Below are 22,850 nucleotides of genomic sequence, written 5' to 3'. Positions count from 1 at the left end.
CGCTACGAGAAGGGAAGACCCGATGACCCTGAACTCCGCCGACCAGCGCCGCCGCGCCGAAGCGTTCGCCTCGCTGCACGAAGGCCCGGCGTTCGTCATCCCGAACCCATGGGACGCCGGCACCGCGCAAGTGTTCACCCGGATGGGATTCTCCGCGCTGGCCACCACGAGCTGCGGCCTCGCCCTCGTCCTCGGCCGGCCGGACGGCGCCAACCAGGTCACGCGTGAGGAGACGCTGGCCAACATCGGCGCCATCGCCTCGGCCACGCACCTGCCGGTGTCGGCCGACCTGGAGAGCGGATTCGGAGCCGGCCCCGAGGACGTGGCCGACACGATCCGCCTCGCCGCCGAGGCCGGTGCCGTGGGCGGCTCGATCGAGGACGCCACCGGGGATCCGTCCCGGCCGGTCGCCGACCTGGACGAGGCGGTACGCCGGGTCGAGGCGGCGGTGGAGGCCGCGCGGGCGCTGCCGTTCCGCTTCACACTCACCGCCCGTGCGGAGAACTTCCTCTACGGACGGCCCGACCTGGATGACACGATCGCCCGGCTGAAGGCGTACGAGGCGGCCGGCGCGGACGTGCTCTACGCCCCGGGCCTGCCCGACCTCGACGCGATCCAGGCCGTCTGCGCCGCGGTCGGCAGGCCGGTCAACGTGCTCGCCGGCAGCTCGTCCGGCGTGACCGTCGCCCAGCTCACCGCCGCGGGCGCCCGGCGCATCAGCCTCGGGTCCTCGCTGGCGCGGGTCGCGGTCAGCGCCACGGTCGCCGCGGCGCGAGAGCTCGCCGAGCACGGCACGTTCGGTTTCTCCCGCGGGGTGCTCGGCTACGCCGAAGCCAACGCGCTGTGGACGGAGGACGCCGGATGATCGCGCCTCCGGTGTTCCTGAGCGCGCCGCACTACGTCCTCGGCGAGACCGAGGTCGACCACGCCGAGCTTTCCGGCCTGGCGGAGCGGGCGCGGGCGTACCGGATGCAGATGTCGCCGGGCCTGTGGGGCTGGGGCAAGGTGCGGCGCACCGACCGGAGCCTCGCCGAGCTGGCCGTCGAGACCGGCCGGGCCACCCTGGCGGAGGCCGGTCTCGACCCGGCGGCGGTGTCCGCGCTCGTGCTGTGCTCGACACGGTTCCCGGGCGGCCCCGCCACGCACGGGCAGTTCGTCGCGGAGATCACCGAGGGCATCGGGCTGCGCGAGGCGGCGTTCACCGGGCTCACGCTCAACCGATGCACCAACCTGCTGGCCGGCATCGACCTGGCCGCGGCGCTGGTGGCCGGCGGGCGCCGGCGCACCGTGCTGGTCATCACGACCGACCGCGTCGAGGACGAGGCGGAGCGGATGGAGCAGTTCGCGCTGTTCAGCGACGGCGCGGCGAGCTGCCTGGTGGGGGCCGACCCGTACGGCTCGCCGTACTACGAGATCGTCTCGTGCGCCTCGGCGCAGGACAACGCGGACCTCGACTGGTCGCACGAGATCAGCGCGGACCTGTCGCGAAGGGTCAACGAGGCGCTGCTCAAGCCCGGTGGGCTGATGCTCGGCGACGTCGACGCCCTGCTGCACGCGAACCTGTACATACCGATCCTGACCATGAAGGAGCGCCTGGCGGGTTTCTCCGCCGGGCAGCTCGACACCCGCAACGTCGCCCGGGTCGGCCACTGTTTCGCGGCGGACCCGTTGATCAATCTGGTCGACCGGGCGGCCGAAGGGCGGGTCGCCGCCGACGCGGCGTTCATCCTCGCCGTCAGCGTGCCCGGTGTGCGGCACGGCATCCTGCTGCGCGCCGGCCGGTAGCGGCGGCCACGACTCTGGGGAGGTAACAGTGCCAGGCTTCGAACTTCCGGATCGGATGACGTCGCTGCCGGCCGCCAGGGCCGAATTCGACCCGGACGTGCGCCAGGCCGCCCGCGACCTGCTCGCCGCGCCGCCGGTGGACATCCTCACCCGCCTGCTGCACAACCAGGAGTCGCAGGTCGCGCTGCTGGTGGCACGGCACGTCATCGAAGGATTCCGGACGGCGGCCGACCACGACGCCCCCACCGGCGATCCCGTCGACGGGCTCGTCGACGACGTCGCCGGCCGGGTTCTCGGGCTGCGGGCCGACCTGGTGCGGAAGCTGGCCGCGCTGCCGAGCGCTCCCGCCGAGGTCACCGCCGCCGTGCTCCGGGAACGCGCGGCGGTGGCGCTCATCGGCGGCTGCTGGCTCGACGTCGTGTCCCAGCCGGCCACCCAGCCCGCCGTGGTGGTGAACCGGCTGTTCGGGCAGCACTTCCGGCTGCAGGGCGAGGGAAACCCGCGGAAGGGCGTGCATCACCTGCGCCGCGTGGCGCTGGAGCGGGCCGGCGTCCATCTGCCGGACGTCGGAGCCGACGACTTCGCGGCCAAGGCGGGGACCCGGCCGCTCACCACGCTGCACGCGCTGTTCTACCTGAGCCTGTCGCGGCTGCCGGCGAGTTTCCTGCCCGAGGTCGTCGCGGTGCACTACGTGTGCCACACCCTGGGCGTCGACGAGGCGCTGCTGGGCCTGCCCGCCCCGCTGGACGAGGCGGAGCTGCGTGCCGGGCTGGCCGAGTACGTCGAACTGACCCGCGGCTCGCCCACCGGGCAGGCGGACCGGCGCCGGCTGCTGGCCGCCGTCGAGCTCGCGATGACCCTGGAGCGGGAGCAGGTCGACGTGCTCGGCGAGGTCGCCCGGCGGGAGGCGGAACTGCCGCTGGAGGCGAGGGTCGCCGCGATCATCGAACGGCACCGGCCGTTCGCCGGGCGCCAGCATCGCGACGTACGCGTGGCCGGCCGGCGGCTGACCGAGGTGTTCGACGACCCCGGCTTCGACGTGGCCGCGTTCGTCCGCACCTTCCGCGACTCCCGCCAGCTCAAGCCGATCCACGGCGGCGACGGCCGTTTCCTGCGGGCGATCAAGTTCGGCGGGCCGATGTTCGGCGTGTTCGACGAGCGCGAGGCGGCGGTGTTCGCCGAGTGGGCGGCGCGGGCGGCGGCCGGCGACCTGCCCGACATGGAGATCCCCGCCGACAGGTGCGGCGAGGCGGCGGCCGCGCGCTGGGCGGCGGCGGTCACCGCGAGCGAGCCGTCCGGCGTCAGGTTCGCCGAGGCGCGGCCGGCGGACGACCGGGAGCTGTTCCACCGCCTGGTCAACATCGAGGCGTTCCCCAACACGCTGCCGATCGCCCGGACGAAGGCCCTGGCGAACCTGGACGCGGCGGAGGTGTTGTTCGGCCGCGGCGCCGCCGGGCGGTACACGGACGCGAGCTGGTTCGACTACACGCCGCAGGCCCTGCTGGACCGGGTCGACCACATCTACTGGGACAAGCTGGTCGAGCCCTACCGTCCGCTGACCGAGATCCCGGACCGGGACGAGGTCGTCTTCATCCAGAAGACGTTCGCGCTCGGCAGTCTGATCGACGGCACCTGGGCGCACCGGATCGGCAACGTCGGCCGGTACCGGCGGACCAGTGACGGCATGCTCGCCGCCATCTACGCCGACGAGATGGGCCGCGGCGACCTGCGGAAGAACCACATCACGCTGATCCACCAGGTGCTGCGCAGCATGGACATCCAGGTGCCGCACATCCGCGATGACGCGTTCCTCGACCAGGACGAGCTGCCCGACCACCTCTACGGGTTCTCCATCCACCAGATCTGCCTGGCGCTGTTCCCGGACACCTTCTACAACGAGATCCTCGGCTACAACCTCGGCATCGAGATGTTCGGGCTGGGCGAGATGCGGCTGCACGAGGCGCAGAAGCTCCGGCACCACGGCTTCGACCCGATCTACGAGGAGGCCCACCTGTCCATCGACAACTTCTCCGGCGGCCACGCCCGGCAGTCGGCCGAGATCATCATCGCGTACCTGGACGAGGCGGGCCGCACCGTCGGCGACCACATCGTGCAGGAGGAGTGGCGGCGGATCTGGCGCGGCTACGCCTCCTTCGCGTACTTCGTCGAGCACGCGCTCGTTCGCGAGGCCACCACGCCGCGCACCGCCGAGCTGGTGATCTGATGGCGATCACCGCGACCGCGGCGCCGCCCCGGCTCGGCGGCCCCGACCCGGCCATCCTCGCGCTTCCCTTCTTCGAGCCGCGGCACGCCGAGGTCGCGGCGCGCGTCACCGGCTGGTGCCTGGACCACGGCGAACTGCTGCGGCACGCCGAGGACGCCCCGGACGAGGGCGGCCGCCGCATCCTGCGGGGCCTCGGCGAGGCGGGGCTGCTGGCGTTCCTCGATCCCGGCTCCGATCCCGGCTCCGGATCCGACGCCGGGCACGCCGGAGACGGCGACCTGCGCAGCCTGTGCGTCGCCCGGGAGGTGCTGGCCTACGCGGGCGACCTGGCCGACTTCGCGCTGGCGATCCAGACGCTGGCCGCCACCCCGATCCTGCGGTACGGCACGGCCGCGCAGCGGCGGCGCTACCTGCCGGGCCTCGCCGCCGGCACGCTGCAGGCCGCGTTCGCGGTCTCCGAGCCGCAGGCCGGATCCGACGTCGCCGCGATCACCACCACCGCCGAGCGGGACGGCGACGGCTACACGCTGCACGGTGTCAAGGCGTGGATCGCGGGCGGCGGAACCGCCGACGTCTACTGCGTGATCGCACGTACCGGCGAGGGGGGCGGGTCGCTCGGCCTCAGCGCCCTGCTCGTGCCGGCCGGCGCTCCGGGGTTCACGGTGGAACCGGTCGCGGTGACCGCGCCGCGGGCGTTCGCCCACCTGCGCTTCGACGGCGTCCGGCTGCCCGCCGACGCGCTGCTCGGCCGGGCGGGCGGCGGCTTCCCCCTGGCGATGGAGGTGCTCGACCGGTTCCGCATGACCGTGGGCGCCGCCGCGCTCGGCTTCGCCCGCCGGGCCGCCGACGCGGCACTCGCGCACGCCCGGCGGCGGCGCATCTACGGCGGACCGCTGCTCGACCTGGCCACCACGCGGGCGGCGCTCGCCGACATCGAGGTGAAGCTGAACGCCGCCGCTCTGCTCGTCGCGCGCGCCGCCTGGGAGGCCGACCAGGGCAACCGCCGCTACCCGCGGCACTCCAGCATCGCCAAGCTGTACGCGACCGAGGTCGCGCAGGAGATCGTCGACGCCTGCGTGCAGATGCACGGTGCCGCCGGCCTGGTCGCCGGCAGTTTGCCGGAACGCCTCTACCGGCAGATCAGGTCTCTGCGAATCTACGAGGGCACGTCGGAGGTGCAGCGCTCCGTCATCGCCGGCTCCCTGGACGTCCGGCGGGCGGAGAAGAGCCACGACCTGTTCGCCGACGACGCGAGCCACGTCCGAGACCGCTGAAGGAGCGACAATGACGAGCCCGTCCGAGCTCACCCCGATCACCGCGGTGACCGCCGCCGACCCCTACCCCTGGTACGCCGACCTCGTCAGGAACCGGCCGTTCGGCTGGGACGAGGGACTCGGCATGTGGGTCGCCGCGAGCGCCGAGGCGGTCACCGCCGTCCTCGGCGAGCCGGCACTGCGGGTCCGCCCGCCGGCCGAGCCGGTGCCCGCGGGCATCGTCGGCACCCCGGCGGGGGACGTGTTCGGGCACCTCGTCCGGATGACCGACGGGCCGGCGCAGCAGCGGTACAAGCGGGCCGTACGCGCGGCGCTCGGCCACCCGCGCACCGAGGAGATCACCGGCCTGGCCGCCGAGCGCACCACCCGCGCGCTCAAGCACTCCGGCCCGCCGCCGCTGCGCGAGCTGATGTTCTCGGTGCCGGCGCGGGTCGTCGCCGCCCTGTGCGGGCTGGACGACGAGGCGGCCGACGAGGCCGGCCGGCTCATCGCCGACTTCGTGCAATGCATTCCGGCGTCGGCCACCCCGGAACAGCAGGCGGCCGCAGCCCGGGCCGCCGCCGCGCTGCAGGGCCTGCTCACGCCGTACCTGGACGAGCACGGGACCGGAGTGCTGGGCAAGCTGATCCGCGCCGCCCGCCGCGACGGATCGCCGGCCGTCGCTCACGAGGACGTCGCGCCACTGCTGGCGAACGGCGTCGGCCTGCTGTCACAGACCTACGACGCGACCGCCGGCCTGATCGGGAACACGCTGGTCGCCCTGGCGACGGGCGTCGCCGAGGCCCCGCGCGAGCCCGGGCGCTGGCGGGCGCTCGCCCGGGAGGTGGCCCGGTTCGACGCCCCCGTGCAGAACACCCGAAGGTTCGCCGCGGCCCCGGTCACCGTGGCCGGCGCCGAGGTGCCGGAGGGCGCCTCGGTGCTCGTGGTGCTGGCCGCCGCCAACCGCGACCCGGCGGCGAACGCCGCACCCGACGAGTTCCGCGACGACCGCTCCGACGCGGCGATCTTCACATTCGGTGCGGCCGCGCACCGCTGCCCGGGTGAGGAGGTGGCCGTCGCGATCGCCGCGGCCGTGGTCGCCGAACTGCTCGCGCAGGGCTTCGACCCGGCCTCGCTGAGGCGGCCGGTGAGCTATCTGCCGCTGGCGAACGCCAGGATCCCGGTCCTGTGACCCACCCCGGGTCCTGACACCAGACCGAATACCGACACAACGGCACCGGAGGGCCGCATGTCCGAGGTGGTGAAGACTCCAGGCGCGTTACGCGACCCGGAGTTCCTGAAGTTCTGGATCGGCGAGACGGTCTCGCTGATGGGCGCGGAGCTGACGCGCTTCGCGCTGCCGCTGGTGGCCGTGCTCAGCCTCAGCGCCTCGGCATTCGAGGTCGGCGTCGTCAACGCGATGCGGTACGGGCCCATCGTCGTGGTGTCGCTGTTCGCCGGTGCCTGGCTGGACCGGCGCCGGCGCCGGCCGGTGCTGATCGCGAGCAACCTGGGCCGCGCGCTGTTCATCGCCCTGGTGCCGATCGCCGCGCTCTCCGGCTTCCTGTCGATCTGGCTGCTCTGCGTCGTCGCCGTCGCGATCGGCACGCTCACCGTCATCTTCGACGTCGGGTCGCTGTCGTTCGTGCCCAACGTGGTCGACCGGTCGCAGCTCGCCGACGCCAACGGCCGGCTGCAGACCTCCTTCTCGCTCGCGATGATCGCCGGACCCAGCCTGGGCGGCCTCCTCGTCGGCCTGCTCACCGCGCCGGTGACGCTGACGGTCAACGCCGTCTCGTACCTGTTCTCGGTCGTGATGATCCGCTCGATGCGGGTCACCGAGCCCGAGCCCGAGCCGCCCGCCGAGAACGTGACCCTGCGCGACCGGATCGCCGAGGGCCTGCGGGCGGTGTACGGCAGCGCGGTGCTGCGCAACCTGCTCACCCAGTCGGCCACCTTCAACCTCGCGCAGAACGCGATGTTCACCGTCTTCGTGGTGTACACGGTGCGGACCGTCGGGCTCAGCGCCAAACAACTGGGCCTGGTGCTCGGCATCGGGGCCTTCGGCTCGCTGGTCGGCGCGCTGACGGCCAACCGGGTGACCAGATCGCTCGGCCTCGGCCGTACCCTGCGGGCCGCGACGTTCACCGCCGCTCTGGCCCCGCTGCTGATCCTCACCGCCCGGGGCGACGGCATCGCGTCCGTCGCGGTCCTCACCGTGGCGCACGCGCTCGCCGGCTACATGCTGGTGATCTACAACGTGAACACGGTGACGCTGCGCCAGGTGGTGACCCCGAACCGGCTGCTCGGCCGGATGAACGCCAGCTACCGGATGGTCCTGTTCGGCACCATCCCGCTCGGGGCGCTGCTCGGCGGCGCGCTCGGCCAGTACCTCGGCCTGCGCCCCGCCATGGTGATCACGGTGGTGCTGCTGACCACGCCGATCGTGTGGACGTTCTTCTCACCCGTGTTCCGGTTGCCCGAGATGCCCACCGGCCCGGTGGACGACATCGCGGCGTTCACCGAGCCCCGACCCGAGACCGAGCCGGACACCGCGTCTGCCTGACCTATCCCACCCCCCAGGAGGTTGCGATGTTGAGCGAGACCCAGAGAGCCGCGCTGGCCGCCCGGCTGCGCAAAGGACGCGGCACCACCGCGATTCCGCGGCGCAGCCCCGATCTCACCGAGTTGCCGCTGTCGTACGGCCAGGAGCAACTCTGGTTCATCGACCAGTTCGCCCCCGGCCTGCCGACCTACAACATCGCCAGCAGCCTCCGGATCACCGGTCCCCTCGACGCCGACGCGCTCGGCCGGGCCGTCGACGCGGTGGTCGCCCGGCACGAGACGTTGCGCACCCGCCTGGTCTCCAGCGAGGGGCGGCCGGTGCAGGTCGTCGACCCGCCGGAGCCGACGGTGTGGACCGTGCTCGACCTGTCCGGGGCGGCCCCCGCCGAGCGCGAGGCGCGCTTCGCCGAGGAGGCGGTCGCCTACGGGCTGCTGCCGTTCGACCTGGCCAAGGGGCCCCTGTTCCGGATCCGGCTGGTCAAGCTGGACGAGCGGGAGCACGCCCTGCTGACCAATGTCCACCACAGCGTCTTCGACGGCTGGTCGTCCGCGGTGTTCTTCCGTGAGCTCGCCGAGTGCTACGACGCGGAGGTGGAGGGCCGGCCGGCCGACATGCCGGAGATGCCGATCCAGTTCGCCGACTACGCGATCTGGGAGCGCGACCGGCTGGAGGGCGGCGGCATCGACGAGCTGGTCTCCTACTGGAGCGAGAACCTGCGCGGCGTCGGCTCGGTGCAGATGCCCACCGACCGGCCACGGCCGGTGCTCCAGTCGTTCGACGGCGACGTGGCCCGGCTGCCGATGGGCGCCGACGTCCTCGACGGGCTGCGCGCGCTGGCCCGCGGCGAGGGCACGACCATGTTCGTCACGCTGCTGACCGTGCTCCAGGTGCTGCTGCACCGCTACAGCGGCCAGGACGACATCGTCGTCGGTACGGCGAGCGCCAACCGGGGCCGGCCGGAGCTCGCGCCGCTGATCGGCTACCTGGTGAACACGTTGCCGATCCGCACCGACGCGTCCGGCGACCCGACCTTCCTCGAACTGCTGGCCCGGGTCAAGGAGACGACGCTCGCCGCGTACGCGCACCAGGACCTGCCGTTCCCCAAGCTGGTCGAGGCGCTCAAGGTGGAGCGGGATGCCAGCCGGGCGCCGCTGTTCCAGATCGGCTTCACCATCGGGGAGGACCCCGAGGGGCCGATCACGGCCGGCGGCGCCGTGATGCGGCCGGAGGCGGTCGACGCGCCGACGGCCAAGTTCGACCTCAACTTCTTCATGCAGGCGCACGACGACCTCGTTGTGGAGATCGCGTACGCGACCGCGTTGTTCGAGGCGGCGACCGTACGCCGCCTGCTGGAGTCGTTGCGGGTGCTGATGGCCGGTGTGGTCGCCGATCCGGCCCGGCGGCTGTCGCAGCTCCCCGTCATGACCGAGGAGGACCTGCACCGCGAGCTGGTCGAGTGGAACTCCAACACGATGGAGTTCCCGACGACGTGCCTGCACGAGCTGTTCGAGGCGCAGGCCGCCCGGGTGCCCGACGCGCCGGCCGCCATCATGGGCGACGAGGTGCTGAGCTACGCCGAGCTGAACGCCCGCGCCAACCGGGCCGCCCGGCACCTGCGTGAGCTCGGCGTGGGGCCGGAGACGCTGGTCGGCGTGCACATGCGGCCGTCGCTGGAACGGCTCGTGGGCATTCTCGGCATCCTCAAGTCCGGTGGCGCCTACGTTCCGCTCGACCCCGAGTATCCGCAGGACCGGCTGCGCTTCATGCTCGAGGACGCGGCGGTCACCGTGGTGCTCGCCGACGCCGACGGCGAGGAGCCCATGCGCGAGCTGGGCGCCACGGCCGTCGTGCCGGAGCGTGACTGGCCGCTCGCGGCCGACGCGGACGGCGCGGCCGACCTCGGCGTGCCCGTCCAGCCGTCCGACGCGGCGTACGCGATCTACACGTCGGGCTCCACCGGCCGCCCCAAGGGGGTCATCGTCGAGCACCGCAACGTGGTCAACTTCGTGCAGGGCATGGTGGCGCACTGGCCGCTGACCGAACACGACCGCTTCCTGCAGTTCGCGTCGCTCAACTTCGACGTGTCCGCGATGGACATGTTCCTCGCGGTCTGCTCCGGCGGTGCGGCCGTGTTCGGGGACCGGCAGACCCTGCTGTCCCCGCCCCGGCTGGCCGAGCTGATGCGCCGGCACCGGGTGACGTTCGCCTGTCTCCCGCCGGCGGTGCTCAACCTGCTGACCGGCGAGGAGTTCCCCGACCAGCGGGTGCTGATCTCCGCGGGTGAGGAGCTCTCCTCCGAGCTCGTACGTACGTGGCTGCGGCCCGGACTGCGCATGTGCAACGGGTACGGCCCGACCGAGGTCACCATCGGCGCCACCATGATGGAGCTGCGGCCGGACGACATCTCGCCGCCGCCGATCGGCATGCCCAAGCCGAACTACCGGGCCTACGTCCTCGACACGCACCTGAACCCCGTGCCGGTCGGCGTCGCGGGGGAGCTGCACCTCGGCGGACCCGGGGTGGCGCGCGGCTACCTCAACCGTCCGGAGCTGACCGCCGAGAAGTTCGTCGAGGACCCGTTCGCGGGGGTGCCCGGCGCCCGGATGTACAAGACCGGCGACCTGGTACGGCGGCGCCCCGACGGCAACATCGTGTTCCTCGGCCGTATCGACGGGCAGGTCAAGATCCGTGGCCTGCGGGTCGAGCTCGGCGAGATCGAGACGGCGATGGCGGCGCACGAGGCGGTGGCGCAGGCCGTGGTGGTGGTCCGCGACGACCCCGCCGGTGACAAGCAGCTCGTCGGATACGCCCGGCTCCACCCGGACGGAGCCGGGGTGAGCGTGGCCGACCTGCGCCAGCACCTGTCCCAGCGGCTGCCCGCCTACATGGTGCCGGCGCACATCATGATGCTGGAGGAGTTCCCGCTCAACGCCAGCGGCAAGGTCGACCGCGCCGCGCTGCCCGAGCCCGACGCCGCCGGAACGGCCACCGCCTTCGTCGCCCCGCGCACGCTCATCGAGACCGTGGTCGCCGACATGTACGCCACGCTGCTCAAGGTCGAGCAGGTCAGCGTCGAGGACAGCTTCTTCGACCTCGGCGGCAACTCACTGCAGGCGATGCGCCTGATCGCCAAACTGCGCACCGAGCTGGCGGTGGACGCCGACGTCACCGCCATCTTCCTCGCCCCGACCCCGGGCCAGTTGACCGTGCTGCTGCGGGACAAGTTCGGGCTGGAGGACGTCGAACTGGGCGAGGACGGGCTGGCCGGCCTGGAGGGGCTGGAGTAGCCGGGACGCGGGCAGGGGAGAGGAGTCCGAATGCTGACCGACGCGCAACGCGCCGCCCTGGCCGCCCGGCTGCGCCAGGGCCGCCGGAACGGGCCCGCATCGCCGGCCGCGGGCCCGGTCGTCGATCTCGCCACGAGCGGGACGACGCCGGCGTTCCTGCTGCACGCCGTAGGCGGGTCGGTGTTCGAGTACGCCGCCCTCGTCCGCGAACTCGCCACCACGTTCCGCCTCTACGGTGTGGAGGCGGCCGGGCTGCGGCCGGGCGCCCGGCCCGGGACGTCGCTGGCCGAGATGGCGGGCCGGTACGCCGACGCCGTACGGGCGGCCCAGCCGGCCGGGCCGTACCGGCTCATCGGGTGGTCGATGGGCGGTGTCCTGGCGTTCGAGACCGCCCGGAGGCTCGAAGAGGACGGCGCGGACGTCGGGCTGGTAGTGCTCATCGACGCCCCCTATCGCACCGTCCCGTCGTACGCCGAGCACGAGGAGGGCCTCGCCGCGCTGTTCGCCGCCGAGGTCATGCCGGATGGCCGCGGGGCGGCCGCGGACCCCGGCGAGCCGGTCGAGGTGCAGCTCGACCGGCTCGCCGATGTCCTGACCGCGGACGGCGACGACCGCGCCGTGGTGCGTGAGGAACTCGACCGCCGGTATGCCGTCTTCGTCGCGCACATCTCCGCGCTCGCGGGCTACCAGCCGGCCGCGCCGGTCGGTGCCGACGCCGTCCTGGTCGGTGCCGCCGACACCCCCGACTCGGTGCCCGAATGGGCGGGGATGTTTCGCGGCCGGGTGCGCACCCTGTACACCGGGGCAGGGCACCACGCCTGCCTGCGCCCCCCGGCCGTCACCGAGATCGCCCGGCTCGTCCGCTCCGCCGAGGCGGAGTGGGGACGCCCCGCCGACGTCTTTGGAGGATGAGATGCCCGCCGGTCACCGTGGAAGCTGGTTCGTCGCCGACAGCGAAGGTGCGGACGACCTGCCCCGCGTCTACTGCTTCGCCCACGCGGGCGGCAACGTCCGGACGTTCCTGCGCTGGCAGGCGGAGCTGGACGGGGCGGCGCAGGTCACCGGCGTGGTCATGCCGGGCCGCGCGCACCGGTATGAGGAGCCGCCGCCCGCGGACGTCGGCGAGTACGCCGACGGCGCCGCCGCGGCGATCGCCGCGGCGAGCGCGGGGCGGCCGTTCGTCCTGTTCGGTCACAGCCTGGGCGCGCTGGTGGCCTTCGAGGTGGCCCGGCGCCTGGCCGGGGCGGCCGAGCTGCGGCATCTCGTCGCGTCCGCGGCGTCGGCGCCGTCCCTGCTGCCGTCGGCCCGGGTCGTCGAGGCCGCCGCGCTGGAGGGGCGCGCGTTCGCCGAGGCCGCCGGATTCTTCGGCGGTCTCCCGCCGGAGATCCTGGCCAACGAGGAGCTGCACCACCTGCTGCTGCCGGTGATGCGGGCCGACTTCCGCTTGGTGGCGCGGTACCGCTACCGTCCCGCCGCCCCGTTACCGGTGGGCATCTCGCTGCTCAACGGGCTCGACGACCCGCACATCAAGGCGGCCGGTCTCGGTCCGTGGGAGGCGGAGACCGTACAGCCGGTGCGTCGGCTTTGGTCGCCGGGCGGTCACTTCTACTTCGAGGACCGGCCCCGGGCGGTCACCGACGCCCTGCGGGAGCTGGTCGCCCGGGAGGTCGCCGCGCCGGCCTCGCCCGGCCACTCCGAGCTGATGATCTGACCGGTGTCGCGCCGGTCAGATCATCAGCTCGGCGGCGCTGACGACCGGCTCGCACCGGACCGGAAAGGCGACCGATTTGGCGATGTAGCAGTTCCGGTGCGCTTCGGCGTGCAGCCGGACGGCCTCCTCGGTCATGGCGGAATCGGCCACCGTGACCTGCGGGCGCAACACGACCTCGGTGAAGCGTCCCCCGTCGGCATGGGCGGTCATGTCGCCGGTCGCCCGGTCGAGGTAGGTGGTGACGACGACACCCGCGCGGGCGCACAGGAACAGGTACCACAGCAGATGGCACTGCGACAGCGACGCGACGAGGAGCTGTTCGGGGTTCCACCGGGCCGGGTCGCCGCCGAACGCGGGGTCGGAGCTGCCTGTGATGACGCCCGGGCCGTCGGCCGCGATCTCGACGTCGGGGCTGTAGTCGCGGGGGCCGCTGGTGCCGGTGCCGCGATCGCCGGTCCAGGTCACGATCGTCTCGTAGGTGTGCGGTCGCGCCACAGGTGGTCAACCTCCCCGGCCCGGTGAAGATCTTCGGCTCATCATCGCACGTCGCCCGGCGTCGCGGACCGGAATCCTCGGCTGATCGGGAAATCCCCGGCCGGATGGGATATGGAGTGGTGGGGGTGTCAGGGATTCGAACCCTGACCCTAGGGATTCGAGTCCGCTTTGGTCCTGGCCCGGTATGCCCGCGTCGCCATCTGGGCGCCGCACGTGCGGGCGTCGCAGTACACCGCGGCCTGGTTGCGCGAGCGGTCGTAGTAGCCGAGCCCGCAGGGCGGGTTGCGGCACGCCTTCACCCGGCTCCAGGTCCCGCGCATGGCCAGCTCCGCGGCGGCCGCGAGCACCCGGGCGAAGGCGCCCGCGGCGCCTCCGGCGGTCGGGTGCAATGCGGCGTCGAAGGCGCCGACGACGGGACGGACCGGGTGCAGCTCTCCGAAGCGCCGCAGGCGGTCGATGTCCTCGTCGCGGACCGGGGCGCCGGCGTGTGAGAGCAGGACGCCGATCAGAGCCTCGCGCAGCTCGCGTGCCGCCGCGAGGTCGGCCGCGGTGACGCGGACGCCGGAGTCCGCCGGCCCGGTGGTGACCAGCCAGGCGCGGAAGGACTCGGTGTCCGCCAGGCGCTCCCGCTCACCCCGCAGCGCCCGGGTGTTGACGAAGGCCAGCACCAGCTCGGCGGCCGGGGAGGGCGTCAGCGGGCTGCCGCTCGTCGCCGCGCTGGTCACGGTGGTCACGGTGGCAGCCTACGGGCTCGCCGGCGGGGCGGCGCCGTGCCGGCGGCACTGGACATGTCATGAGCAAAATCGCTACGGTAATGACGCCTGGTGCGAGTTTCCGGCATCGACAGGAGGTTCCGTGGCATCGTTTCCCCACTTCACCGCGGCCCGGCGGGTCGCCCTCGTCACCGGCGCGGCGCGCGGTCTGGGCCGCGCGATCACACGATCGTGACGCGTCGCGCGGACGGCGGGCACGGCACGCCCGACCCGGTCACCAAGAACGGCTACGAGCTGGAGTTCGAGGACGTCTTCGACGGCGATCGCCTCGACGAGAGCCGATGGGTGCCCCGCTATCTGCCCCAGTGGGCCACCGGCGCGGCATCCCTCGCCCGCCATCGGGTCGGCGGCGGCGTACTGCGGCTCCTGATCGAGGAGGACCAGCCGCCGTGGTGTCCCGAGGTGGAGGGGGAACTCCGCGTCTCCTCCCTGCAGACCGGCGTCTTCTCCGGACCCGTGGGCAGCGGCATCGGGCAGCACGGGCGGCGGCCCGGCATGGTCGTCCGCGAGGCGCAGGCCGACGTCAGGCTCTACACCCCCCGGTACGGCCTGATCGAGATGCGGGCCAAGGCGACCGACGACCCCCGCGCCATGGTCGCGCTGTGGATGATCGGCTACGAGGACGAGCCGGAACGCTCGGCCGAGATCTGCGTCTGCGAGATCTTCGGCCGGGACGTCCGGCCGGACGGCGCGCGCATCGGCATGGGCCTGCATTCCTTCGGCGACCCGGACATCACCGACGAATTCACCGTGGAATCCGTGCCCATCGACGCCCGCGACTTCCACGTGTACGCGGCCGAGTGGACACCTGAGCGCGTGACCTTCCTCATCGACGGTGAGCCCGTCAGGACCGTTCACCAGTCGCCGCGCTACCCGATGCAGCTCATGCTCGGCATCTACGAGTTCCCCCGTACGGGCCCGGGGCCGGCGCGCGAGCGGCCGTATCCAAGGGAGTTCACGATCGACTATGTCCGCGGCTACCGTCCCGCGGCCGGTTGCGACGGCCCGTCCGAACGCACGAATGGGCGGGCCGGCACTGGCCTGACCTGACAAAGCATTACTAGCGGCCGAGGCCGGCGTCGCTGGCCCGCCGGGGACGACGGCGAGCTCCTCCGGCTGGAGATCAAACCGACCGGCGGCGGCGGCTCCATCCGCACGACGACCTCGGGCACCAGTCACCAGGCGAGCCCTGCCGGCTGGAAGGCCGATGGAGATGACGAGTTCGTCTTCACGCTGCAGGACACCGACGGCGATAAGGCGGGACAAGTGCCGCCTGCGCCCAACCATGGTCGATGTGGATGACGAATGGACCCACAGGCCTCCCTGTGTACGAGGAGGCCGAGTGCGATGAGTATCCGTTCGCCTCAACCAAGAACGGAGCGGGCTACACCGCGGAGAATGGTGTGAAGAACAACTACTCTTTGGTCTGGGTTCGGATAGTCGGCTGATCCCAGGATTGCACTGACCAGTCACTGACGTATTCGGGGTGCCGGCGGCCAGTCGGGCACGCCGGATACGGGCCAACCAAGCAAACGGAGAAGACAAAATGGCCGATATCCAGCACGTATTGCCTGAACATGATCAGCATGGACTGCTGGTGGCTCATGGGTTCGATGAATCCTTCTTCGGGCTCTGGGTGGAACGGGACGACCTCGACGAGCTGGCCGAGCTGCTGCGCTTGGATCCGCGATCCAGGCGTGACGTGCGGCTGGGCGAGGAAGCGGCCACGATGACAGACTGGTCCGTCCCACTCGATGAGAAAGACAGTCTCTGGATCGGGCCCCACAGTCCTGGCTGGTCTGTTGTGATCAGCACCAGCGGCCCGCAAACAGGCGGGTGGTGGCTCAGCTCCGGAAATCGAGGAATGTTTGTAGTCGGCTGGCACCGGGATATCGATGGCCTCTCCGACCTCGACTATTATCGAGATGGTAACGTAGTGGCCGAGATCCCGGCTTTTCCGAACGGTGAGTTGCTGCCCGGTCCGGTGTTTGAGCCCTATGCCCATGGTCTTCCCCGTGACGGGGATCCAAATGAGGGTGAAGAGCGGCTGGCGCACGCCTTTCTGACCATCGTGGGACGGATAACAGGCCGCTTCCTCGATGAGGACTGGTTCCGTACCCCCGGCCGCGCCTATGGATTTCCCTCCGTCGACGCACAAGGATAGTCACCAATCCACTCGATATCCCGGCGACCGGGGTGGCTCCCATGGGCTCCATGGTCGATCGCTATACCGACGGATTGGTACCCCAATCGGCCAGGTGGCCCGGCTGTCGTGGGAGGACACCGTACGGGAGGGCGCCGGGACCGCCCACTGCCGAAACGATCGGCAGTGGTGGACGCGATCGACTGGTCGTTCGCAGGGGTCGGTCGGTCACCAGGTGAGTCCGCCGAGATAGGTGTCGCCCCGCCAGACGACCTTGTGGGGGAAGGCGCCGGCGCCCGTCGGGGTGAGGCCGACGCGGAGCAGCTCGTGGTTCTTGCCCCCGCATGGTCTGTTGCCGGCCCCTGAATCGTTCTCGTTGTCCTTGCCGACCAGGAGATGCCGGCCGGATCGCTCCAGCGCCATCGACACGATCTCGCCGCAGCTCAGGGTGAGCACCGTGGCCACCTTCCGGTCCCCATCGTAAAGGAGCAGCTCGGACGGCTGCTCGTAGCTGCCCTGGCGCACCCGCAGGGTCCGGCCGTCCGGCAGCGGATGAGGGAGAGTGTGGCTGCCGTTGTCGCGGGGCGCCCGGACGAGCACCGCCGCGGTCGGCGGGTCCGGCGCGGGCAGTCGCACGTCAAGGGCGCCCTCCCAGGATTTCACCAACTCCGGCTTCGGCGGGTAGGTGACCCCGGTGAAGTGGATGTCGTCGGGAAGCACCAGAGTCTGGGCGTCCCTCCAATAGAACCCGTGAGCGGCGGCCCGCCATTCGACGTTGGGGCCGAGGACGCCGACGTAGGTGGTCCGGTTGTGGTCGCGGTCCTCGGTCTGGCGGCTGTAGGCGATGCGCCCCTCGGGCGACACCACGATCCGGTCGACGCTCCCGTTCAGCCTGCCCGACAGCGCCTGGCCCAGCTTCGCCTGGCCGTCGGCGTCCACCGTCAGGCGGTGGATGCGCGAAACGAAGCCGCGTGGCGACCAGGTGTCCTGGCCCTGCCGCAGGGTCACGCTCACTACGTACTCGCCCGGCTCCCGTGTGGCGGCCACTGCCTTGATCTGGGTCATGCGCCTGCCGAGGTACGGCATGTACTCATGGGCGATGCGGCCCGTATCCAGGTCCACCGTCTCCAGATAGCCGCCGGCGAGCAGCGCGTACCGGGGGGTGCCGTCGTCCGCGACCGGTGGCGCCGCCAGTCGCTCCGGCAGGATCCGTACGGCCTGCACGACGAGCGCGATCACCCCGAGCGCCACGACCAGCCGCAGCACGGAGCCCCGGTCCGGGCGCACGCGCGTCCCGGCGACGCCCGCGAACAGGATCATCGTCAGTGGCGAGATCACCCAGGCCAGGACCACCGGCAGAGCTCGGAACGGCGCCGGATCCGGCAGGCAGCCGGGCGGCGGCTCCGCGGGCGGGCTGAGCACCTCCGCGGCGACCGCCAGTGCCTCGGGCAACGCGACGAGCCCGAATCCGAGAGCCGCGGCCATCAGATGGACGCGGGCATTGTCGCGCCTGGCCACGAACAGGGCGATCACCGCCAGGAGGAACGGCCCTGCCAGATACAGCACGCCCGCGGCCGCCTCGGCCACTTCGGCGGCTGTGCGGCGGACGGGACCCACCGGGTGCAAGATCGGTGGCCCGACACACGTGACTCGCCGCGGGGGCGTCAGCACCTCCCAGATGATCTCCCATAACGCGTACGAGGCCGCCAGCCACCACCAGAACACCGGATGACGCCGCCGCGGCCCGAGAGTCGACACGGAGAGCACGGCGGCCCGCCCTTTCTACCGATCATCCCGAATGATCAGGAACCCTACCGGGCGGGACAAGCAGCGCGTACGGCTTCAATCGGGCACAGCGGGTTCCGCGCAGCAAAGGTGACCAACGCTCGGGCACGCGTCGGCGCGGCCGTGGGCCTGGATGCGCCGTCAATCCTGAACCCCCGCGCATCTCGATGTGCGGGTAGCCGGCCCCGGGACGGGCGATGCCCCCACCACTATGGCTGGATGTGCCTCTATCGGGCCATCTCTGGTTTCTGGAGAGTTTTCCGGGTTCGTGACTGCTGAGGTCAGCGGGGTGTCATCCGGAGCGCGCCGTCCATCCGGATGACCTCGCCGTTGAGGTAGTCGTGGTGGATGATCGTCAGCGCCAGGTGGGCGTACTCGTCCGGGCGGGCCAGCCTCCGCGGGAACGGAACGCCGGCCGCCAGACCCTCCCGGAATTCCGCGGAGACCGTGGCCAGCATCGGCGTCTCCACGATGCCCGGGGCGATGGTGTTGACCCGGATGCCGTACTGGGCGAGGTCGCGCGCCGCGGGCAGGGTCAGCCCGACGATGCCGCCCTTGGACGAGGAGTACGCGGCCTGCCCGATCTGCCCCTCGTAGGCGGCGACCGAGGCGGTGTTGACGATCACGCCGCGCTGGCCGTGCTCGTCCGGCTCGGTGCGGGCGATCGCCTCGGCGGCCAGGGCGAGCACGTTGAAGGTCCCGACGAGGTTGACCTGCACGACGCGCGCGTACAGGTCGAGGTCGTGCACGCCGTTCCTGCCCAGGATCCGCGCCGACGGGCCGATGCCCGCGCAGTTGACGACCGCGCGCAGCGGCAGGCCGGCGGCGGCCCTCGCGACGGAGGCCCGCACCTCCTCGGGGCTGGTGACGTCGGTGGGGAGGTACTCCACCCCCGGCACCGGGTCCACGGCGTCGATGCTCTGCTTGAGATCGAACACGAAGACGTGCGCGTCCTCCTTGGCCAGCAGCTCGGCGGTCGCGGCGCCGAGGCCGGAGGCCCCGCCGGTGACGATGACTGCGCTGTCGGCGACCTGCATCAGTGCTTCTCCCTGTCGACTGCGGTGATCACGGGTGGGGTGTTCCCGGCGAGTGAGCGGCCGATGACCATGCGCTGGATCTGGTTGGTGCCCTCGAAGATCTGCATGACCTTCGCCTCGCGCATGTAACGCTCCACCGGGAAGTCGCGGGTGTAGCCGTAGCCGCCCAGCACCTGGACGGCGTCGGTGGTGACCTTCATGGCGTTGTCGGTGGCGACCATCTTGGCGATGGACGCCTCCCGGCCGAACGGCAGGCCGAGGTCTTTCAGCCGGGCGGCGTGCAGCGTCATCGCGCGGGCGGTCTGCACGGCCGCCTCCATGTCGGCCAGCAGGAACGCCAGGCCCTGGTGCTCGATGATCGGCCTGCCGAACGTCGAGCGCTCCTTCGCGTACGCCACGGCGTGGTCCAGGGCGCCCTGGGCCAGACCGGTGGCGACGGCGGCGATGCCCAGTCGGCCGGAGTCGAGGGCGGCCAGCGCGATGCCGAGACCGTCGCCCTCCGCGCCGATCCTGCGCTCGGCCGGCACCCGCACGCCGTCCAGCCGCATCGTCGCGGTCGGAGAGGCGGTCAGGCCCATCTTGTGCTCGGGCGGGTCGGCGCTCAGGCCCTCGGCGCCGGCCGGGACGAGGAAGCAGGAGATGCCCCTGCGGTCGTCCGAGGTCCGCGCCATCACCGTGTAGAAGTCGGCGCGCCCGCCGTGCGTGGTCCACGCCTTCGCGCCGGTGAGCACGTAGTCGTCGCCGTCGCGGACGGCGCGGGTGGTCATGGCGGCGGGATCGGAGCCGGCGTGCGGCTCGCTCAGGCAGTACGCGCCGAGCAGTTCGCCGCCGAGCATGTCGGGCAGCCAGGCCCGCCGCTGATCGTCGGTGCCGAAGTCGAACAGCCCGAAGCACGACAACACATGCACGCTGGTGCCGACGGCGACGCTGGACCAGACCCGGGCGACCTCCTCCAGCACCTGTAGGTACACCTCGTAGGGCTGACCGCCGCCGCCGTACTCCTCGGGGTACGGCAGGCCGAGGACGCCGATCGCGCCGAGCGTGCGGAACACGTCGCGAGGGAAGTCCTCGTCCGCCTCGGCCTTCGCGACCCGGGGGGCCAGCTTCCCGTCGGCGAGGTCCCGGACGATCTCGATCAGGTCGGCACTCTCTTCGCTTGGCATGACACGCGATGCGGGCATCGAAGCTTCCTTTAGAGTACGGAATCAAGTACCAAAGTATCAGAAACTGTACTGATTGCCAGGGGCTGCCGTAGAGTCGGTGCCATGCCGTCGCCCGACAGGACTCGCACCCGGCGCGAGGAGACACTGGCGCAGCTCCGCGAGCTGTTCCTGGCCGAGGGATTCGCGTCGTTCAACATCGGCGACCTCGCCGAGCGGCTGCGCTGCTCCCGGACCACCCTGTACGCGGTGGCGCCCAGCAAGGAGCAGATCGTGGTGGCCGCCGTCCGCTCGTTCTTCAAGGCGGCGGCCGACCGCATCGAGGCCCGGGTCGCCGCCTCCGGCGACCCGGCCCGGCAGCTCGCCGTCTACCTGGAGGCCGTCGCCGCGGAGCTGCAGCCCGCCTCGGCCGCGTTCCTCGCGGATGTGGCCGCCTTCGGCCCGGCCAACGAGGTCTACCAGGAGAACACCCGGTACGCCGCTGAGCGGGTGCAGAGCCTGGTGACGGAGGGGGTCAGGGCCGGGGTGCTGCGCCCGATCCACGCGTCGTTCGTGGGGGCCGCGGTGGCCGAGGTCATGAACTCCATCCAGCGCGGCGCCATCCAGTCGGCCACCGGGTTCGACGCCGCGCAGGCCTACCGGCACCTCGCCGACCTGGTCCTCGCCGGCCTGACCACCGCACCGGTGGACGAGCATGCGGTCACCGGGACCTCGGTGCGGTACGGGGTCGCAGACGGGGTGGCGACCATCGAGCTCGACCGGCCGGAGTCCTCGAACGCGCTGGACCTGCCCATGGCGCGGGCGCTCGGCGACGCCGTCGAGGCCGCGGCGGCCGACCCGGGGGTGCGCTGCGTGCTGCTGCTCGGCCGCGGCCGCAACTTCTGCGCCGGAGGGGACGTCACCGCGATGCACGGCGCCGCTGACCGCGCCGGCTACGTGCTGGAGCTGGCCCGGACGGCGCACCGCGCGGTCCTGGCCCTCGCCGGGCTGGAGGTCCCCGTCGTGGCCGCCGTCCAGGGCGCGGCGGCGGGCGCCGGACTGGCCCTCACCCTGGTGGCCGACGTGGTGCTCGCCGGCGAGTCCGCGACGTTCCTGACCGCGTACGCCCAGGCGGGGCTGACCCCGGACTGCGGCACGTCCTGGCTGCTGCCGCAGGTGGTGGGGCTGCGCCGGGCGCTCGCTCTGACGTTGACCGATCGCCGGCTGACGGCAGGGGAGGCCGCCGACTGGGGGCTGGTCACCGACGTCCACCCCGACGAGGAGCTCGCCGAGTCGGCCCGGCAGGCCGCGGCGCGGATCGCGGCCGGGCCGTTCCCGGCGCTCGGCCGGACCCGGCGCCTGCTCCGGGATGCCCCGGCGCGGTCGCTGGCCGACCAGCTCGGCATCGAGGCCGCGACGATCGCCGAGGCCGCCGCGTCCGCCGCGGCCGGGGCCCGGCTCGACGCGTTCGTGAACGGCAAGCGCGAGTAGAGAGGCGGGAACCCGATGAAGGACGGCCCCCTGGCGGGACTGCGAGTGGTGGAACTGGCCGGGCTCGGCCCGGCCCCGCACGCGGCCATGGTGCTCGCCGACCTCGGCGCCGACGTGGTCCGGATCGAACGGCCGCCGGGCCGCGGGCTCCGGCTCGGCGCCCCGGACGCGACCGACGCCGTGCTGCGCGGCCGGCGCCCGGTCCACGCCGACCTGAAGTCCGCCGACGGGCGGGCCGTCGTCCTCGGCCTCGCCGAACGCGCGGACGTGCTGATCGAGGGCCTGCGCCCCGGCGTGGTGGAACGGCTCGGCGTGGGCCCGGACGCCTGCCTGGCCCGCAACCCCGGCCTGGTCTACGCCCGGATGACCGGGTGGGGCCAGGACGGACCGTGGGCCGGCCAGGTCGGCCACGACATCAACTACATCGGCCTGACCGGCGCGCTGCACGCCATGGGCCGCGCCGACCGGGCCCCGGCGCCGCCGCTCAACCTGGTCGGCGACTTCGGCGGCGGGTCCATGCTGCTGCTCGTCGGCGTGCTGGCCGCGCTGTTCGAACGGTCCCGGTCCGGCCGCGGCCAGGTGGTCGACGCCGCCATGGTCGACGGGACCGCGCTGCTCAGCCAGATGACCCTCGCCCTGCGCGGCATGGGGGCCTGGCGCGACGAACGCGAGGGCAACCTGCTCGACGGCGCCGCGCCCTTCTACGACACCTACACCTGCGCCGACGGCGGGTTCGTCGCGGTGGGCGCGCTGGAGCCGCACTTCTACGCGGCGCTGCTGGCCGGGCTGGACATCGACCCGGCCGAACTGGGCGCGCAGAACGACCCGGCCAACTGGCCGGCGATGCGCAAGCGGTTCACCGCCGCGTTCGCCTCCCGCACCCGCGACGAGTGGGCCGCGCGCTTCGCCGGCACCGACGCGTGCGTCACCCCGGTGCTCAGCTTCGCCGAGGCCCCCGGCCACCCGCACCTGGCGGCCCGCGGCACGTACGCCGAGGCGGACGGCGTGGTCCAGGCGGCCCCGGCGCCCAGGTTCTCGCGCACCCCGGCCGCCCCGGTGGCCTCGGTGCCGCGGACGGCGGCTGACGCGGCGGACGTGCTGCGCGAGTGGGGGCAGCCGGGGAACTGACCGCCCGGTGCCGGGAGCGGCCACACCGCAGTG

The 22,850-nt window shown here is 72.5% G+C and carries 19 protein-coding genes; 14 read left to right on the top strand and 5 right to left on the bottom strand.

Going from position 1 to position 22,850, the window contains the following annotated elements; all coding sequences use genetic code 11:
* The first annotated feature begins 22 nt into the window (after positions 1-22).
* The 9 genes from AB0I59_RS27250 to AB0I59_RS27210 are packed head-to-tail and all read left to right on the top strand — an operon-like array spanning position 23 to position 12,826.
* On the top strand, positions 23-865 hold the full coding sequence (locus AB0I59_RS27250) for an isocitrate lyase/PEP mutase family protein (protein ID WP_061252751.1): 843 nt from the start codon (positions 23-25) through the stop codon (positions 863-865).
* Positions 862-1,785, top strand: coding sequence for a beta-ketoacyl-[acyl-carrier-protein] synthase family protein (locus AB0I59_RS27245; protein ID WP_061252752.1), 924 nt, complete (start codon positions 862-864; stop codon positions 1,783-1,785). Before AB0I59_RS27250 ends, AB0I59_RS27245 begins: the two co-directional genes overlap by 4 nt.
* Positions 1,786-1,813: 28 nt before the next feature.
* The gene (locus AB0I59_RS27240) at positions 1,814-4,009 is read left to right on the top strand and encodes an iron-containing redox enzyme family protein (RefSeq protein ID WP_358137337.1); all 2,196 of its coding nucleotides are present in this window, start codon (positions 1,814-1,816) and stop codon (positions 4,007-4,009) included.
* The gene (locus AB0I59_RS27235; RefSeq protein WP_061252754.1) at positions 4,009-5,283 is read left to right on the top strand and encodes an acyl-CoA dehydrogenase family protein; all 1,275 of its coding nucleotides are present in this window, start codon (positions 4,009-4,011) and stop codon (positions 5,281-5,283) included. The genes AB0I59_RS27240 and AB0I59_RS27235 overlap by 1 nt, the downstream gene beginning before the upstream one ends.
* A gap of 10 nt (positions 5,284-5,293) precedes the next feature.
* Positions 5,294-6,454 carry a cytochrome P450 gene (locus AB0I59_RS27230; RefSeq protein WP_358137334.1) on the top strand — a complete coding sequence of 387 codons (1,161 nt, stop codon included), beginning with the start codon at positions 5,294-5,296 and terminating at the stop codon, positions 6,452-6,454.
* 57 nt (positions 6,455-6,511) lie between these two features.
* Positions 6,512-7,828, top strand: a complete 1,317-nt coding sequence (locus tag AB0I59_RS27225) for an MFS transporter (RefSeq protein WP_358137331.1) — start codon at positions 6,512-6,514, stop codon at positions 7,826-7,828.
* 26 nt (positions 7,829-7,854) lie between these two features.
* Positions 7,855-11,115: a non-ribosomal peptide synthetase gene (locus tag AB0I59_RS27220; protein ID WP_358137328.1), complete on the top strand. Its 3,261-nt coding sequence runs from the start codon at positions 7,855-7,857 to the stop codon at positions 11,113-11,115.
* A 30-nt stretch (positions 11,116-11,145) separates the two neighbouring features.
* The gene (locus tag AB0I59_RS27215; protein WP_358137326.1) at positions 11,146-12,027 is read left to right on the top strand and encodes an alpha/beta fold hydrolase; all 882 of its coding nucleotides are present in this window, start codon (positions 11,146-11,148) and stop codon (positions 12,025-12,027) included.
* A 1-nt stretch (position 12,028) separates the two neighbouring features.
* The gene (locus tag AB0I59_RS27210) at positions 12,029-12,826 is read left to right on the top strand and encodes a thioesterase II family protein (protein ID WP_358137323.1); all 798 of its coding nucleotides are present in this window, start codon (positions 12,029-12,031) and stop codon (positions 12,824-12,826) included.
* Positions 12,827-12,841: 15 nt separating this feature from the next.
* On the opposite strand, the gene AB0I59_RS27205 is transcribed toward AB0I59_RS27210, so the two are convergent.
* The gene (locus tag AB0I59_RS27205; protein WP_061252759.1) at positions 12,842-13,321 is read right to left on the bottom strand and encodes an OsmC family protein; all 480 of its coding nucleotides are present in this window, start codon (positions 13,319-13,321) and stop codon (positions 12,842-12,844) included.
* 149 nt (positions 13,322-13,470) lie between these two features.
* Entirely contained in the window at positions 13,471-14,055 is a 585-nt protein-coding gene (locus tag AB0I59_RS27200) for a CGNR zinc finger domain-containing protein (protein ID WP_358137320.1), read from the bottom strand.
* 210 nt (positions 14,056-14,265) lie between these two features.
* On the opposite strand from AB0I59_RS27200, the gene AB0I59_RS27195 reads away from it, so the two are divergent.
* The 3 genes from AB0I59_RS27195 (at position 14,266) to AB0I59_RS27190 (ending at position 16,258) form a co-directional block, all read left to right on the top strand.
* Positions 14,266-15,144 (top strand): glycoside hydrolase family 16 protein, encoded by an 879-nt coding sequence (locus AB0I59_RS27195; protein ID WP_358137317.1) that lies wholly within the window; start codon positions 14,266-14,268, stop codon positions 15,142-15,144.
* Between the two features lie 242 nt (positions 15,145-15,386).
* Positions 15,387-15,542, top strand: a complete 156-nt coding sequence (locus AB0I59_RS42145; RefSeq protein WP_435831086.1) for a NucA/NucB deoxyribonuclease domain-containing protein — start codon at positions 15,387-15,389, stop codon at positions 15,540-15,542.
* A gap of 98 nt (positions 15,543-15,640) precedes the next feature.
* Complete coding sequence (locus AB0I59_RS27190) at positions 15,641-16,258, top strand: hypothetical protein (protein ID WP_358137314.1); 618 nt, start codon at positions 15,641-15,643, stop codon at positions 16,256-16,258.
* A gap of 207 nt (positions 16,259-16,465) precedes the next feature.
* On the opposite strand, the gene AB0I59_RS27185 is transcribed toward AB0I59_RS27190, so the two are convergent.
* The 3 genes from AB0I59_RS27185 to AB0I59_RS27175 form a co-directional block, all read right to left on the bottom strand.
* Positions 16,466-17,854 (bottom strand): hypothetical protein, encoded by a 1,389-nt coding sequence (locus AB0I59_RS27185; RefSeq protein ID WP_358137311.1) that lies wholly within the window; start codon positions 17,852-17,854, stop codon positions 16,466-16,468.
* Positions 17,855-18,303: 449 nt separating this feature from the next.
* Complete coding sequence (locus tag AB0I59_RS27180) at positions 18,304-19,059, bottom strand: SDR family NAD(P)-dependent oxidoreductase (protein ID WP_061252768.1); 756 nt, start codon at positions 19,057-19,059, stop codon at positions 18,304-18,306.
* Positions 19,059-20,240: an acyl-CoA dehydrogenase family protein gene (locus AB0I59_RS27175; protein WP_358137309.1), complete on the bottom strand. Its 1,182-nt coding sequence runs from the start codon at positions 20,238-20,240 to the stop codon at positions 19,059-19,061. Before AB0I59_RS27175 ends, AB0I59_RS27180 begins: the two co-directional genes overlap by 1 nt.
* A gap of 84 nt (positions 20,241-20,324) precedes the next feature.
* Here AB0I59_RS27175 and AB0I59_RS27170 point away from each other — a divergent pair, with 84 nt between their 5' ends.
* Together AB0I59_RS27170 and AB0I59_RS27165 are read left to right on the top strand one after the other, a co-directional pair.
* Positions 20,325-21,689, top strand: a complete 1,365-nt coding sequence (locus AB0I59_RS27170; protein WP_358137306.1) for an enoyl-CoA hydratase-related protein — start codon at positions 20,325-20,327, stop codon at positions 21,687-21,689.
* Between the two features lie 15 nt (positions 21,690-21,704).
* The gene (locus tag AB0I59_RS27165) at positions 21,705-22,817 is read left to right on the top strand and encodes a CaiB/BaiF CoA transferase family protein (RefSeq protein WP_061252770.1); all 1,113 of its coding nucleotides are present in this window, start codon (positions 21,705-21,707) and stop codon (positions 22,815-22,817) included.
* Positions 22,818-22,850: the final 33 nt, after the last annotated feature.

This window comes from Microtetraspora glauca (assembly GCF_040656155.1).
Lineage (GTDB): Bacteria > Actinomycetota > Actinomycetes > Streptosporangiales > Streptosporangiaceae > Microtetraspora > Microtetraspora glauca.
Note: the sequence above shows the minus strand (reverse complement) of the source record. Positions and strands in the feature narration are given on the sequence as shown.